General features: G+C 66.4%; 8 protein-coding genes. All 8 read left to right on the forward strand.

Annotated features, from left to right (window positions below; all coding sequences use genetic code 11):
* The first annotated feature begins 153 nt into the window (after positions 1 to 153).
* The 8 genes from H9L41_RS04835 (at position 154) to H9L41_RS04870 (ending at position 14,036) form a co-directional block, all read left to right on the forward strand.
* Positions 154 to 1,389: an RCC1 domain-containing protein gene (locus H9L41_RS04835; RefSeq protein ID WP_051318863.1), complete on the forward strand. Its 1,236-nt coding sequence runs from the start codon at positions 154 to 156 to the stop codon at positions 1,387 to 1,389.
* A gap of 64 nt (positions 1,390 to 1,453) precedes the next feature.
* A complete protein-coding gene (locus H9L41_RS04840; protein WP_187523692.1) occupies positions 1,454 to 1,981 on the forward strand; it encodes an RCC1 domain-containing protein in 528 nt (175 codons plus the stop codon).
* Positions 1,948 to 2,691, forward strand: a complete 744-nt coding sequence (locus H9L41_RS04845; protein WP_373282111.1) for an RCC1 domain-containing protein — start codon at positions 1,948 to 1,950, stop codon at positions 2,689 to 2,691. Before H9L41_RS04840 ends, H9L41_RS04845 begins: the two co-directional genes overlap by 34 nt.
* A 163-nt stretch (positions 2,692 to 2,854) precedes the next feature.
* Positions 2,855 to 3,595 carry a substrate-binding periplasmic protein gene (locus H9L41_RS04850; RefSeq protein WP_028445545.1) on the forward strand — a complete coding sequence of 247 codons (741 nt, stop codon included), beginning with the start codon at positions 2,855 to 2,857 and terminating at the stop codon, positions 3,593 to 3,595.
* 403 nt (positions 3,596 to 3,998) lie between these two features.
* On the forward strand, positions 3,999 to 4,370 hold the full coding sequence (locus H9L41_RS04855) for a hypothetical protein (RefSeq protein WP_028445546.1): 372 nt from the start codon (positions 3,999 to 4,001) through the stop codon (positions 4,368 to 4,370).
* Positions 4,371 to 4,593: 223 nt separating this feature from the next.
* Entirely contained in the window at positions 4,594 to 5,046 is a 453-nt protein-coding gene (locus H9L41_RS04860) for a CesT family type III secretion system chaperone (protein ID WP_028445547.1), read from the forward strand.
* Between the two features lie 9 nt (positions 5,047 to 5,055).
* Positions 5,056 to 6,786, forward strand: coding sequence for a hypothetical protein (locus tag H9L41_RS04865; protein WP_028445548.1), 1,731 nt, complete (start codon positions 5,056 to 5,058; stop codon positions 6,784 to 6,786).
* Between the two features lie 191 nt (positions 6,787 to 6,977).
* Complete coding sequence (locus tag H9L41_RS04870; RefSeq protein ID WP_187523694.1) at positions 6,978 to 14,036, forward strand: Ig-like domain-containing protein; 7,059 nt, start codon at positions 6,978 to 6,980, stop codon at positions 14,034 to 14,036.
* The last annotated feature ends 1,150 nt before the right edge of the window (positions 14,037 to 15,186 follow it).

Below are 15,186 nucleotides of genomic sequence, written 5' to 3' on the forward strand. Positions count from 1 at the left end.
CCCGGCTGCGATATACGGTACGCCGGCCATGCCAGGCCGGCCGCCTCCGGCATTTATGCCTTTGGTATGGATTGAGTTCGCCTGCTCATGCAGGATTCATCGCCCGCTTCGGCGGGGTAGCGAATAACGGATGAATCCCTTGGAGTGAGCGAAATGAAGATACGTGGGCATATCGGATCGGTCTGCGCGCTATGGCTGGGCGCGCTGCCCGCCGCGGCGGCGCCGACCCTGGCGGTCGGGCTCGACCATGCGCTGGCGATCAAGCACGACGGCGCGGTCGCCGGCTGGGGCATCAACAACTACGGTGCGCTCGGCACCGGCTATCTCAACGATGCCTGGGTGCCGATGCTGGCCTGGCTGGAGCATGACGCCGCCATGGTCTCGGCCGGCAGCGGCTTCTCGCTGGCGCTGCGGCGCGACGGCACGGTGTGGGCCTGGGGCCGCAACGCGCGCGGCCAGCTCGGGCTCGGCCACACCAACCCTAGCTATCGGCCCACCGAGATCGGCAAGCTCGCCGGCGTGACCGCGATCGCCGCCGGCGGCAACCATGCCTTGGCGCTGAAGGCCGACGGCACGGTCTGGGCCTGGGGCAGCAACGGCAACGGCGAGCTCGGCAACGCCAGCGGGCGCGATGCCTGGCTGCCGCTGCAGGTCGCCGGCCTGGCCGGCGTGGCGGCGGTCGCCGCGGCCGACGGCTACAGCCTGGCGCTCAAGGGCGACGGCAGCTTGTGGGCCTGGGGCCTCAACAGCAGCGGCCAGCTCGGCCAGGGCGACAGCAGCGATCGCGCGCGGCCGGTGCAGGTGACCGGCCTGCCCGCGCTGGCGGCGGTCGCGGCCGGCAGCCGTCATGTCGCGGCCCTGAGCCGTGACGGCAGGGTCTACAGCTGGGGCTGGAACGGCGACTGCCAGCTCGGCAACAGCACCGGTCCGGCCGGCAACTGCGTGGCGTCGAGCCGGCCCGGCCTGGTGGCCAGCCTGGCCGGCGCGAAGGCGGTGGCGGTCGGCGATACCCATACGGTGGCCTTGAAGTCGGACGGTTCGGTCTGGAGCTGGGGCAGCAATGCCTACGGCCAGCTCGGCAACGGCAGCGCCACCGGCGCCGGCCAGCGCAGCCTGCAACCGGTGCCGGCCGACCGCATCCGCGGCGCCGAGGAGATCGCCGCCGGCGCCGCCGTCACGCTGGTCCGCCTGTCGGGCGGCGCGGTGCGCGGCATGGGCCGCAATCTCTACGGCCAGCTCGGCAACGGCGAAACCGGCCTCGGTCCCAACCCGGTCAACCTGTTCTCGGCCTTGCCGGCGCCGGTCGCGGGCGTCGGCGGCGACGGCGCGCTGACCCTGGGCGTGGTCTACAGCCCGCAGTGCCAGGACCCCGCCGCCGCGCGGCGTTGAGCCCGGCCCTTAGCCGCGGCCCGCATCGCGGGCCTGCGCATACCGATAGCAGGAGCGAATACAGATGAAGATCCAGATGAATCATGGCCTGGCCCGCGCCGTGCTCGGCGCGCTCGCGCTGGCCGCACTGCCGGCTGCCGCCGCCGCCACCCTCGCGCTCGGCGGCATCCATTCGATGGCGCTGCGTCCCGACGGCGCGGTACTGGTCTGGGGCGGCAATGTCGGCGAGTTCGGCAACGGCTACGACAACGACGCCTACGCCCCCATCCGCTCGCGCATGTCGCGCGACGCCATCGCGGTGGCGGCCGGCAGCGCCCATTCGCTGGCGCTGCGCCGCGACGGCACGGTCTGGGCCTGGGGCAACAACGACAACGGCCAGCTCGGCGTCGGCGACCGCCAGGTCAGGAAGAGCCCGGTGGCCGTCGCCGACCTGGCCGGCGTCGTCGCCATCGCCGGCGGTGGCGGCCACTCGCTGGCGCTGAAGGCCGACGGCACGGTCTGGGCCTGGGCAACAACGGCGCCGGCCAGCTCGGCAACGGCACGACCACGCCCGCCCTGCTGCCGCAGCCGGTGCCCGGCCTCGCCGGCGTGACGGCGATCGCGGCCAGCGCCAGCCAGAGCCTGGCCCTGCGCGCCGACGGCAGCGTGTGGGCCTGGGGCCAGAACAATGCGGGCCAGCTCGGCATCGGCAGCTACACCGATGCCTGGCTGCCGACCCGCGCGGTCGACCTGCCGGCGGTGACGGCCATCGCCGCCGGCCTGCTGCACACGCTGGCGCTGGGCCGCGACGGCAAGGTGTACGCCTGGGGCGACAACGCCTACTGCCAGCTCGGCGTTGCCGACCAATTCGGTATCTGCCACGCCCAGCCGCGGCCGGTACTGGTGCCCGCCATCTCGGGCATCAAGGCGATCGCGGCCGGCAGCGGCCACAGCGCGGTGCTGAAGATGGACGGCACGGCCTGGAGCTGGGGCCACAACCAGTTCGGCCAGCTGGGCAACGACGGGCCGGTCGGGGTGGGGCAGGTCAGCGCGGTTCCGGTCAAGGCGCAGGGCCTCGCCGGCGGGGTCGAGATCGTGGCGCGCGGGGCCACCACGCTGGTGCGCACCGTCGACGGCGCGCTGTACGGCATCGGCTTCAACGGCCAGGGCCAGGTCGGCAACGGCCTGGGCGCGTTCGACGGCAATACCTACCAGATGGCGCGGGTGCCGCAGCGCACGCTGGGCGCCGGCGGCGAAGGCTGGCTCTACCTGGGTTCGGGCGGCGTGCTGGAGCGCTGCAGCCCGCAGACCAGCCTGCGCTGAGGGCGATGCCGCGCGGCGGGCCGGTCCCGTCGCGCGGTTGATACGGTAGGCGGTCCCTCCTTGGCTGGCGCGAGCAATCGCTTGGTCCGTCGGCTAGTCTGGTGGGAAACCGGCGGCCCACCCATTGCCGGCGGGCCGCGTCCGCATCGAGGAGAAGGACCGCATGCGCCGAACATCCCTTGCCGCAGCCGTTGCGCTGGCCCTGCTGGCGAACGCCCGGGCGGAGACCCTCGAGCTGGCCACCGGCGACGGCTACGCGCCGTTCGCCGACAGCCGGCTGCCCGGCGGCGGCCTGGCGACCGAGCTGGTCCGCCGCGCCTTCGCCGAATCGAAGGTGGTGGCGCAGTTCGACTGGGTGCCCTGGGCGCGCGGCTTCGCCGCCACCAAGGCGGGCCGCTACGCCGGTACCTTTCCCTATATCCGCTCGGCCGAGCGCGAGCGCGATTTCCTCTATTCGGCGCCGATCTACGAGATCCACCAGCGCGCCTTCGCCCGCACCGAAAGCGCGCTCGACTTCTCCAACCTGGCCAGCCTGGTCGGCAGCACGATCTGCGTCCCGCTCGGCTGGGAGCCGCCGGCGGCCTTGCTGACGATGATCCGCGACGGCCAGATCCTCAAGAGCGAGCCCAAGGACATCTCGACCTGCGCCCAGATGGTCGCGTCCCGCCGGGCCGACTACTTCGTGACCGGGCAGCACCAGGGCCGGGCCGCGATCGACGGCGCCGGCCTGCCGGCCGGCACGCTCAAGCCGTCGGACGCCGTGCTGGGCAGCAAGACGCTGCACCTGATCGTCGGCCGCAACACGCCGGACGGCAGCCGGGTGATCGCCACCTTCGACAAGGGCCTGGAGGCACTGAAGAAGCGCGGCGATTACGACCGGATCGTGGCCGACTACGCGCGCTGAGGGGCTTGCTCCGACAGGCAAGGGTGGGCGGGATTACGCCGGACGGCTTGCTTGGTGGTTTATGCAAATGGAATTAAGTGAATATCTCCATGATATGGAGAAGAAGCCTCTATGCGTGACCTACACAATCGTACCGGATGGGTTGGGTATCATTGACGCCATTGGTTTTAAAACAAGCGGTAATGAAAATACAGGTCAATGATGTGATCGGCATGATAGTTATGTTATTGAATATAATCGGATGAATTTGTGGTTTACATTGGTTGACGATGTCATTATTTGATGGAATCATGCCGCCGCTTTCAAAAATACACGTGGCGCCATTCGAGGAGGAAAATCGATGGCCGCTCGGTAGAGTATTCGAAAGTTAAATCCTTTTTAATTAGTCGATTGAGTCCAAATCATGAAGAAATTCAGCATCCTTTCCGCACTCCTGCTGGTCGGCCTCGGTGTCCAGGCGATGGCCGGCGAATTCTGCTCGCTGACCGCCAGCACTCCGGTGGTCGACGCCGGCAAGACCGTGACCCTGAGCTGGGTGTACGAGCTGCCGGTCACCGGCCCGGCGCCGCTCTACGAAGTCCGCCTGGTGGGCTTCAACACGCCGGCCGGCAGCGGCGCCCAGCACGCGGTCAACGAGAACGTGACCAGCGTCGGCTACGCCGCCAGCTACACCAACCTGCCGGGTCTGGCCGGTTCCTACTACCGCCAGCTGGTCGTCAGCCGCGGCGGCAAGGAAACCTGCCGCTCCAACCCGGTGATGGTGACCTTCCGCTAAACCGTTTCCGACCGGCCGCGTGATCGCGCGGCCGGGTCGTCATCGCGCCGCATGCTGGCGACACGCTCGATCGGAGCTGTGCCGCTGCATGCGGCGCGATGCATTGGTGTGCCGCTGCGGCATTGCGATGCAGCGATCGCGCAGTGCGTGAACTCCCGCCATGCCGCCGTCACTCAACGCCCGGACCGGCCGCCGCCCGCGCGCCGTACGAGGAGACGAGACGATGAGCGACCCCCGCTATACCCGCGTGATCGAGGATTTCTGCCGGCTGGTCGGCTTCGACGACGTGGCCGGCCTGATCCACCGCGGCCAGCTGCTGCTCGACCAGGTGGTGTTCACGCTGCGTCCCGGCGGCCCCGACGCGCCCGAGGCGGTGCTGGTCTACTGCGATTTCGGCGAGCCGCCGCCGGCGCGCGCGGCCGAGGCCTACCTGGCGCTGCTGGGCAGCAACCTGTTCCTGTTCGCCGGCGGCGAGGCGAGCTTCTGCGCGCTGCCGAGCAATGGCCGGGTGACGCTGGCCAGCCGCATCCCGCTGGCCGAGTTCCGCGCCGAGGCGCTGCTGCAGATGCTGAAGGGCCAGGCCGAGACCGCGCGCGTCTGGCGCGAGCACCACTTCCTGGCCGAACCGGCGGCCGGTAGCGCCCAGCCGTTGGAAACCATGCTGCGCTACGCCTGAGCGGCGGCCATGGTGCAGCCGCTTCCCCCATCCGGCCAGGCCGGGCCGGCGACCCATGCCGGGCCGATCGGCGGCGCGCATCCGCCGGCGCAGCAGGCCGGCCCGGCCGCGCCGCCGGTGCAGGTACAGGCCGCACCGGCCGGCAGCGGCGCCGATCCGGCGCTCGAAGCGGGCCAGGCGGCCCACCTGCCGGCGGCGCGCGCGGCGGTGACCGGCGGCCAACTGGCCAAGGCCTGCGCCTGGACCGCGATCAAGACCTTCATCAACGTCGGCGCCGGCGTGGCCGGCAATGCGCTGACCACCACCGCGGCCAGCCTGGCCATGATCGGCAATGCGGCCGGCGCCGGCCGCATCGTCGGGCCCGACGAGCTGGCCCACGCCAGCTATATGGGCGCCGCCGCCGGCGCGCTGGCGCGCGATTTCACCACCCAGCTGCTGGCCGCCATCGGCGGGCCGCGCATCGATACCGGCGAGCACGCCGACGGCTCGCCGCGCACGGTGCAACATCGCTTCGGCCTGGCGACCGCGCAGCAGGGCGGCGCCCGCAACCTGCTGCGCGGCCTGCACGAGTACGGCGTCAACGGCGGCATCTACACCGGCATGGCCAGCAGCTACGTCAACAGCGCGCTGTCCGGTCTCACCAGCGCGGCGCTGCAACTGTCGGCCGGCGCCTCGCAGGAGGCGGTCGCCCGCAACGGCCTGCTGATCGCCGCCGCCGGCTACGGCATCCAGGCGCCGCTGGAGACGGTGGAGACCCTGGTCAACGAACACATGAAGCGATTGGAGGACGGCGCCACCTACAAGTCGGACTGGAAGTCGCCGAGTCATTTCAACGGTTCCGCCTTCCTCGGCTCCTTCCTGATCCGCGCCGGCAACAACCTGTGGTCGACCGCGGCCACCGCCGGCATCCGCGGCGGGCTGGCCGACCCGAACGCCGACTACGCGGGCGCGCTGACCGGCTTCCACAAGGCCGGCGCCTGGGCGATCCAGCCGGCGGTGGCCAAGCTGCTCGAAGGCGGCATCCAGTCCGGCATCGACAAGCTGCGGCCGGGCCGGGCGGCCGAGCTGGCTCGCGAACAGGCCGCTGCCGCCGCGCGGGAAACGCCAGCGCTGGCTGGATTGCGCGACGGCCTGGCGATGCAGGAACAGGCGGTCGGCCAGGCCCAGTTGCGTGCCTCGGCGCTGCTGAACAGCCTCAACCAGCTACGCAGCGGCTACGCCCAGCTCGACCGGCAGATCGGCCAGGCCCAGGCCGGCTTCGCGCGATTGCAGACGCAGGCCGGCCAGCGACCGCCGGCCGAGCTGGCCGACGCGGCCGCGGCATTGCTGGAAGGGTTGCGCACGCTCGAACCGCACTGGGTCGCGCTGGAACGCGAGACCGGCCGGGCCATCGGCCACGCCGGGCCCGCTCCGGCGCCACCGGGCGATTTCGCCGCGGCCCGGGCGCAGTTGCAGCAGCGCCCGGGCGAATTGCAGGCCCGGCTGGAGACGGCCGCGCCGGAGGAGGCGGAGGCGCTGGAAGCGGAACAGGCCGAGCTGACCGCCGCCATGGCCGGGCTGCCGGTGCTGGAAGGCCAGGCGGACGAGCAGGCCGGCCGCTTCGCCCGCCAGGACGAGCTGGCCAACGATCGGCTGGCCGGCTTGGCGGCGCTGCCCGAGCAGGCGACGGCGCAGCGGCAGGCCGTGGCGGAACTGCGCACGGCGCTGGCTCGGTTCGAGGTCGAGCAGCGGATGGGGTGAGGCAGGGAACTGAGCGTCTTGCTTGTGACCGTTTCGCAGCCTTGCGTGGTGAAGAAACCACGCATTCTGGAAAGCATGCATGTTTCACCCTGTGAGGCTATATTTGCGGCCTGCCACAGCCGGTGTGGCCGAATAAGACTTTAAAATCAGGGATGTATATGCTTAAGTCATACGCTGGTAGCTATGCGCGCATGGTCGTTGCATGGGTGGGTGGGGTGCTGCTGCTGGGGACCGCGTTACCTGCTCAGGCGGGTTGCGACAGCGAGTCCGGGCAATGCGCTGCGCCGTCGGTTTCGATCACTGCGCCGGCCAATGGCAGCAGCATCGCATCCGGTACCGCGGTGGTAGTTTCGGTCACTGCCCGCAACGAAGTGATCTGGGCCGCCATGAGCAAGGTCGAGCTCTACCGGAACAACGTTCTGGTGGCGACCATCAATGGAGCCGGACCTTCCTACACCTTCGATCAAGGTGCACTGGCTGCCGGTACCTACCAGTTCATGGCGAGGGCATACGATCGGCACTACACCACTTCGCCGCTTGGCAGCGAAAAGTCCCCCTACGGTGAATCGACGCCGATCGCGATCACCGTGGTCAAGCCCAATGTGCCGCCATCGGCTCAATTGACCGCTCCGGCCAATGGCGCCAGCGTCAAGTCCCCCTACAACGGCACGGTCGCCGTCGCGGTCACCGGTTCGGCCAGCGACAGCGACGGCAGCATCGCCCGCATCGAAGTGCTGGTCGACGGCAGCGTCGCCGCCAACATCGCTGCCGCCAGCGTCAATACCAGCGTGGCGCTCGCACCCGGTACCCGCCGCATCCGTCTCCGTGGCTACGACAACAGCGGCGCCTCGGCCGACAGTGCCGAAGCGACCGTCAACGTGGCAGGCATCGGCCCGGTCACCGGCAACGTCGAAGGCATCACCAACGATGTGTCGGGCAATCCGCAACTGGTCGGCTGGGCCTGCGACAAGGCTGCCGCTCAATCGATCGCAGTGCATCTCTATGCCGGCGGTGCGGCTGGTGCCGGCGGCACCATGATCGCCAGCGCTACCGCCAGTCTCGCCAGCGAAGCCGCGGTCTCGACGGCCTGTGCCACCAGCGGTGTGGCCCATCGCTGGACCATTCCGCTCGCCGCCTATCGCGATGCGCATGCCGGCAAGTCGCTCTACGTCCACGGCATCTCGACCATCGGCGGCAGCAACCTCGCGCTGCCCCAGTCGGGCAGCTTCACCATGCCGGCACCGCCGCCCGGCCCGGTCTTGGGTACCGTCGAAGGCATCGTCTACGACGCGGCCGGCAATCCCTCGCTCAAGGGCTGGGCCTGCGACAAGCGGGTCAACCAGTCGATCACCGTCCAGCTCTATGCCAACGGCGCGGCCGGGACCGGCACGCTGCTGACCAGTGCGACGGCCAATCTGGCCAGCGAAGCCGCCATATCGACCAGTTGTGCCACCAGTGGTGTCGCCCATCGCTGGTCGATCCCGTTGGCCGCTTATCGGACGACTTACGCCGGTAAGGCGCTGTACGTGCATGGCGTGTCGCAATCGGGCGGCACCAATGTCGCGCTCGGCCAGTCGGGCAGTTTCAGCGTGCCGGCCGCCGATGCGCTGTTGCCGGTCTCGATCCAGCCGCCGCATCTGGCCAACGCCGACGCCGGTACGCTGCCCGGCGAGGTGACGATCGGCAAGGGAACGGCGGCTTATGCAATGCCGCTGGCGGTTCCACCCGGGACTGCGGGCATGATGCCCGAACTCGGCCTGAACTACGGCAGCCAGAGCGGCAATGGCCCGGTCGGGCTCGGCTGGGAGTTGACCGGCCTGTCGCGGATCCATCGCTGTGGGCGGACCATCGCGCAGGGCGAAACGATGGAAGGCGTGCGTTTCAACGCCAACGACCGGCTGTGCCTGGATGGTCAGCGGCTGATCCTGCAGAGCGGAACCGACTACTGGGCGGCCAATGCCGTATACCGCAGCGAACTGGACGGCTTCGGCCGCATCAGCCGCAACGGAACCGGTTTCAAGGTCGAGCAGCGCAACGGCCGCATCGGCTATTACGGCGACACCGCCAGCAGCCTGGCGGAAGCGCAGGGCCGTACGGACGGCCAGGCGCATAGCTGGGCCATCAGCCGCCTGGAGGATCGCAGCGGCAACCGCATCGATTTCGAATACCAGGAAGATGCCACCACCGGCGAACACTTGCCGCTGCGCATCCGCTGGGGTGGCCACGCGAGCGGCCTGGCGCATTACGCCCGGGTCGACTTCGCCTATGAAGCCCGACCGGACGCCGACGTGGCCTTCCTGGTCGGCAGCCATATCGACCGCCGCCTGCGGATCAAGACCCTCAGCACCTATACCGACACCGCGGCCGACGGCAGCGGCGGCACGCTGGTCCGCAGCTATCGCCTGAGTTATCAGCAGAGCCCGACCAGTGGCCGCAGCATGCTGCGCAGCGTGCAGGCCTGCGACGGTACGGGGGCGTGTTTGCCGGCCACCACCTTCGACTGGGGCGAGCCCGATCCGGCTGCCGTGCGCAAGTTCAACAGCATCGGCACCTGGCAAGGGCCGTCGCCTGAGAAGTGGCTGCAGAAGTACATGCTCGATGCCTTCCTCATGGCCGACTTCAACGGAGATGGGCGCAGCGACCTGCTGGAGCGCTATCAGCTCAACGGCGTCATGCCCAAGCTGTATCTATCCAATGGCAGTGGCTTTACCGTCAGTACCCAGTTCCAGGGTGAAACCGGCTTGTTCCGGGTCGCTGAGCTCGGCGATTTCGACGGCGACGGCCAGATGGATGTGCTTGGTGCCGATGGCGAAGACAAGCAATCGGGCTTGCCCGACACGGAGAAATACCGCAACTGGCGCCTGTGCTACAGCCGCCTGCGCGAAGGCCGCAATTTCGAATGCCAGGCGTTGATGCTGCCTGCGGGGCAGCCCACCTCGCTGCGCATGATGCGCGACTTCGACGGTGATGGCCGCACCGATATGTACTGGTCCGGCGGCGGCGTAGTGGACAGCGAGTTCTACCAGTCGGGCACGCAACGCGTCTGCCTGGCGCGCGGCATCGCCAACTTCAATTGCATCGATGTCACTGGTACCAACAAGGTCGTGCCGTTCGGCAACCGGGTGCCGCCATACGACACCCTGCAATTCAGTGCGGAAAACGTCGACCTCGATGCCGATGGCCGCAGCGACGCCATGCTGCTCGAGCAGCCCTATGTGCAAAATGTGGAAGGCATGTCGCTGTGGGGCAATATCCAGGCGGGCGTCAAGAGCCGCTTCTATCCTGATCCGACCCTGCCTGTGACCGAGGTTAGCGGGACGCGGACCAGCCTGCTGTTCAAGTACGACAACGACCGTGGCTGGGTGGTGACCGGCTTCAGTCCCTTCGACTACGGTAGCCTGTCCGGCGACCTGAACGGCGACGGCTACAGCGACGTACTGGTCGGTTTCGGTCCAGTCGGCGTGGCCGGCGACAGTGCCGGGCAGGGGCGCTCGACCGCGCGGCTCTGTTACGGTGCCGCGGGCGGCTGCGGCCGGCGGTTGCCGGTGTCGGGTTATACCTTGCCTGCTTTCACCAACGCTTACGTAGTCGCACCGGGCAACTTGCCGGTCGATAACCCGGTCATGACGGTTGGCGACTTCGACCGCGACGGCAAGCCCGACTTCTTCACCACCCTGACTGGCCAGACGGGACTGTCGGTAGTGGATGCGCAGCGCTATCAGCTGTGCCGGTTGATCTCCGACGGCGACTACAGCCTGGGCCAGAACATGCGCTGCGAGCGCTGGGACATGCCGGACCTGCCGCTGCCCAAGCGTAATTTCCAGAACACGCCCAGCAACAACTGGCCGCGTACCTTCTTTGGCGATTTCGACGGCGACGGCAACCAGGACATCGTGATCTACCGCCTGAACGGGCAATGGGAGATCTATACCGCGCAGCCGCTGGCCAAGTCGGGCCAGGCGCTGGACAAGTTGGTCCGCGTCACCGACGGCCTCGGCCGGATCAGCGAGATCGACTACAGCGCCGGCAACGATCCGGCTGTCTACAGCCGCGTCGCGCTGGACCGCAATGGGACGGCCATTGCCCATGCCTATCCCAAGCAGGGCCAGACCAACGTCGGGCAACTGGTCAAGGCGCTGCGTGTGAGCAATGGCCAGGGCGACTGGCTGGAGACGCGCTACAAGTACGCCGGTGCGGCCATCGACCTGCAGGGCCGCGGCCACCTGGGCTTTGCCCGTATCGACGCAACCCGCATCGATCCGGATACCGGTGCCGTCATCACGACGGCCACTACCTGGAGCAGCCAGGATTGGCCGTACATCGGCATGACGACGGCCAGTCGGACCACTGCGGCCAATGGCGTGAAGCTCAGCGACGCGGCCAATGCGCTGGACAAGCAGAACCCGGCCACCGGCACCGTCTTCCCCTTCGTCAAGCAAAGCACGGTCGTCCGTCTGGATCTCGACGGCAGCGGGCTGGACACCACCACCACGATCAACACCTATGGCGACGGCTGGGGCAACCTGACCCAGCAGGATGTGACGGTAAGCGGCGGCGTCACCGGCGGCAGCAAGACCTACACGGCCAAGACGGTCACCACCTACCTCAATGACGCCACGACCTGGCTGATCGGCCGGCCCGACCGCATGACGGCCAGCAAGACGCGCGATGGCTTGACTGTGCCGCGTGTGGTTGATTACGACTACGACACCCAAGGTTTGCTGAAGACAGAAACGCGTGAACCTGACAAACCGGCGCTTCGGCTGGTGACCAGCTATGACCGTACCGGTAACGTCTTCGGCTTGGTCAGGCAGAAAACGTTGTCTTGGCTCGACCCATCGGCCAACAATGCTGTCCGGACCCGCGTGATCGAGGACGTGGCCTACGACGCCAAGGGCCGCTTCCCGACCACGGTGAAGAACGCGATCGGTCAGGCCGAGACACGCGGCTACGACCCGAAGACCGGCGTGCAGACCAGCCTGACCGGCCCCAATGGCCTGACCACGACCTGGACGGTGAACGGCTTCGGCCGAAAGACCAAGGAAACCCGCGCCGACGGCACCGAAACCCGTTACTACCTCGAGCAGTGCGATGTCAATTGCCCGGTCAACGCCACCCACGTCGAGATCGCCGACCACTTCAAGGGCGCGGACCGCATCGCCGTGCCGAGCCTGGCTTACCGCGACAGCGCCGGCCACGTATTGCGCACGCAGACCTACGGCTACGACGGCCGTGCCATCGTCACCGACCAACGCTACGACAGCCGCGGCCGACCGTGGGAAGCCGACCAGCCGCGCTACAGCGCCGATGCCGCAATCCTGGCCAGCCGCCAGGCCTACGATGCGCTCGACCGGGTGACGGCGGTCACGACCCGTGACGAAGCCGGTACCGAACGCAGTGCCACCACGCAGTACAAGGGCCTGGTCACGATCCAGACCAATGCCAAGAGCCAGAGCAAGACCGACGAGCGCGACGCGCTGGGCCTGCTGGTGCGGAGCACCGACGCCAAGGCCGGCGTGACGCTGTTCGGCCGCGACGCCTGGGGCAACCTGAGCCAGACCACCGATCCGAACGGCAACGTGATCAAGGTCACCTACGATGCGCTGGGCCGCAAGACCGACTTGCAGGACCCTGACCTGGGCCTGATCCACTACGACGTCGACCCACTGGGCCAGGTGTGGCAGCAAATCAGCCCGAAGCAGCGCGCGGCGAGCCAAGTCACCAAGTTCAGCTATGACGATCTGGGCCGGATGACGGCCCGCTACGAGCCGGACCTGGAAAGCCACTGGGTCTACGACCACGCCACCACGCCGGCCAGCTGCGCGAGCACCAAGAGCTGCGGCCAATTGGTGGAAAGCTATACCGGCACCCCCACGGCCAAGGACTATCGCCAGACCCAGAGCTACGACAGCCTGGCCCGGCCGCTGATGGCGACCCGCTATCTCGACGTCAACTATATCGACGTGCTGGCCTACGACGGCTGGGGCCGTCTCGCCAAGCGCAGCCTGCAGCGCGGCAGTGCCTCGGCCAAGGTGTACGACAACCGCTACAACGCGACGGGCTACCTGGCCCGGATCGAGCGGGCCGGCCTTGTGCTGTGGCAGGCCAACGCACAGGACGCGGCGAACCGGGTGCTGCAAGCCAGCCTGGGCAACGGGTTGAGCACCAATACGGTCTACAACCCCAATACCGGCCGCCTGACCAGCGACACGCTCAAGACCGCGGCGGGCGCCGCCCGGCTGCAGGAGGGCTACCAGTACGATGCACTGGGCAACGTAACCCAGCGCAGCCAGTACTGGGACGGCAGCACCGGCTTCATCGAGAGTTTCGACTACGACGAACTGAACCGGCTCAAGCAGAGCCAGGTGACGGGCAAGACACTACAGGCCTTCACTTACGACGCAATCGGCAACTTGCTGAGCAAGACTGGTGTGGGTACGGGTAACTACGTCTACCCGGCGCAAGGTGCGACGGCGATCCGGCCGCACGCCGTGCAGAGCATTCCCGGTATCGGCGCCTTCACCTACGACGACAACGGCAACCAGATCAGCGGCGCGAGCCGTACATTGACCTGGACCAGCTTCGACATGCCCAAGCGGATTACCGAGGGCAGCGTGTGGAGCGAGTTCACCTATGGTCCGGACCATCAACGGACCAAGCAGCTGAAGCAGGACGGCAGCACGGTCTATTACGCGGGCGGCCAGGAAGCGGAAAACAAGGCCGGCATCTGGACGATCAAGACCTACTGGCCTAATGGGCTGGGTGTCGAGATCGATGTGGTGAATGGCAGCACGACGACGACCACGTTGAACTGGACGCATGCCGACCGACTGGGCAGCGTGATTGGGATCACCGACCAGGCGGGAGCATTGAAGGAAAAGCTGGCGTATGACGCCTGGGGCAAGCGGCGGAGCCTGGACGGTGCGACTACGCCGGATACGCTGGACGGCGTGACCGACAACAAGGGCTTCACCGGCCACGAGATGCTGGACGGGCTGGACTTGGTGCATATGAACGGCCGGGTGTACGACCCCTTGGTTGCACGCTTCCTAAGTGCGGATGCGATCATCCAGGAGCCGGAACATAGCCAGAGCTACAACCGGTATACCTATGTGTGGAACAATCCGACGAATTTAACGGATCCGACGGGGTTTGAATCGAAGTGCCCGGAAAGCGGGGGCTCACTTCGATGGGTTGTGGTGAGTGGAAGGAAGTTGGTAGCCAGTACACCAAGGGTGAACAGGCGCTGAAGCAACGTTCGGGGCAGGCGAATGGCCAAGGGCCGAGCCCGCAAGTGCAGGAGCCGACCTCGGGGTCAAAGGAGACTGGAGGGAAGACTCTTGCGAGTACGGTAAAGAATGTTGTTAAAGCAATAACGAGCTTCTTTACTGGTCCTGACTACAGTCAGTTGTCCAATGCGGAGTTGTTCAAGCTAGGGCCGGGAAATATTGCGGCAAACCATGAGTTGATGGGGCGCTGTGCAAAGGCTGGAACTTGTATTTCTATGGGGCAGGTTCTGGCTGATGGGGCGGAGGGTATTGCGTCAACTCTGATTCCCGCTGAAGGCGCTGGGTTAAGGATATTAAATACGGCAGCTAAAGAGCTGGCGGTGGCAAGAGGGGGGATTTTGTCTATCGCGGCTTAGCTAAAGGTGAAGATGCTGTAGATGGGCTCGTGGCTCGAGCTCCTGGCGCTGGCAATAGCGAAATTTCTCATGTTGCCGGCAAGCGTGAGACACAATGGATTTCCACAACTAAGAGCCGTGATACTGCAATTGAAAAATACGGTGAAAATGGTGTTGTACGCATTGATCTGAGAAAGGTTGATTCACACGTTTCCGATGTGTCGAAAGGTTTCCCGCAAGGGGTAGAATGTCGAATTGGGCCATTCGGGACCAGGAGGTTCTGATTAAAGATTCGATTCCCGCTAATGCTATTGAACGAATCAAGTAGGCAAGGAGATTGACAATGGAATTTGTTGGTCAGCTAGATGCTGAGTGGGATGATGGCGGATTTTTGGGGCAACTCCGAAGGGAGTATTCTCTAAAGATGGTGCTGTGAAATTTCTCCAGCTGCTGAAGTCTATTGAAATCCCGGATGAGGCCATGGTTCCAAAGCGTGCTTTGTCACTGCTATGGTATTTGCCAAGCTTTCTCTTGTGGCAACGGGAGCGAGTTATTGAGTTAAGTGGGGATGCTGTAGCTTTTGATCGATTCGTGATAGAGGTCCATAATATTTTAGAAGATGTCCTTGGTGTTCCCTAGAGATACTTCACCTTTGTCCGAGTGAGCTTTTGATTTTTTGGAGTGATGCTTTTTGAAAAGCATCGCTTCAAGAATGGTAAGTAGCGTTGCTTGCCAAACCAGTGTCTACAAGGCAGGTCGTTGATTGTCTAATACTA

Source organism: Chitinimonas koreensis (assembly GCF_014353015.1).
GTDB classification, from domain to species: domain Bacteria; phylum Pseudomonadota; class Gammaproteobacteria; order Burkholderiales; family Chitinimonadaceae; genus Chitinimonas; species Chitinimonas koreensis.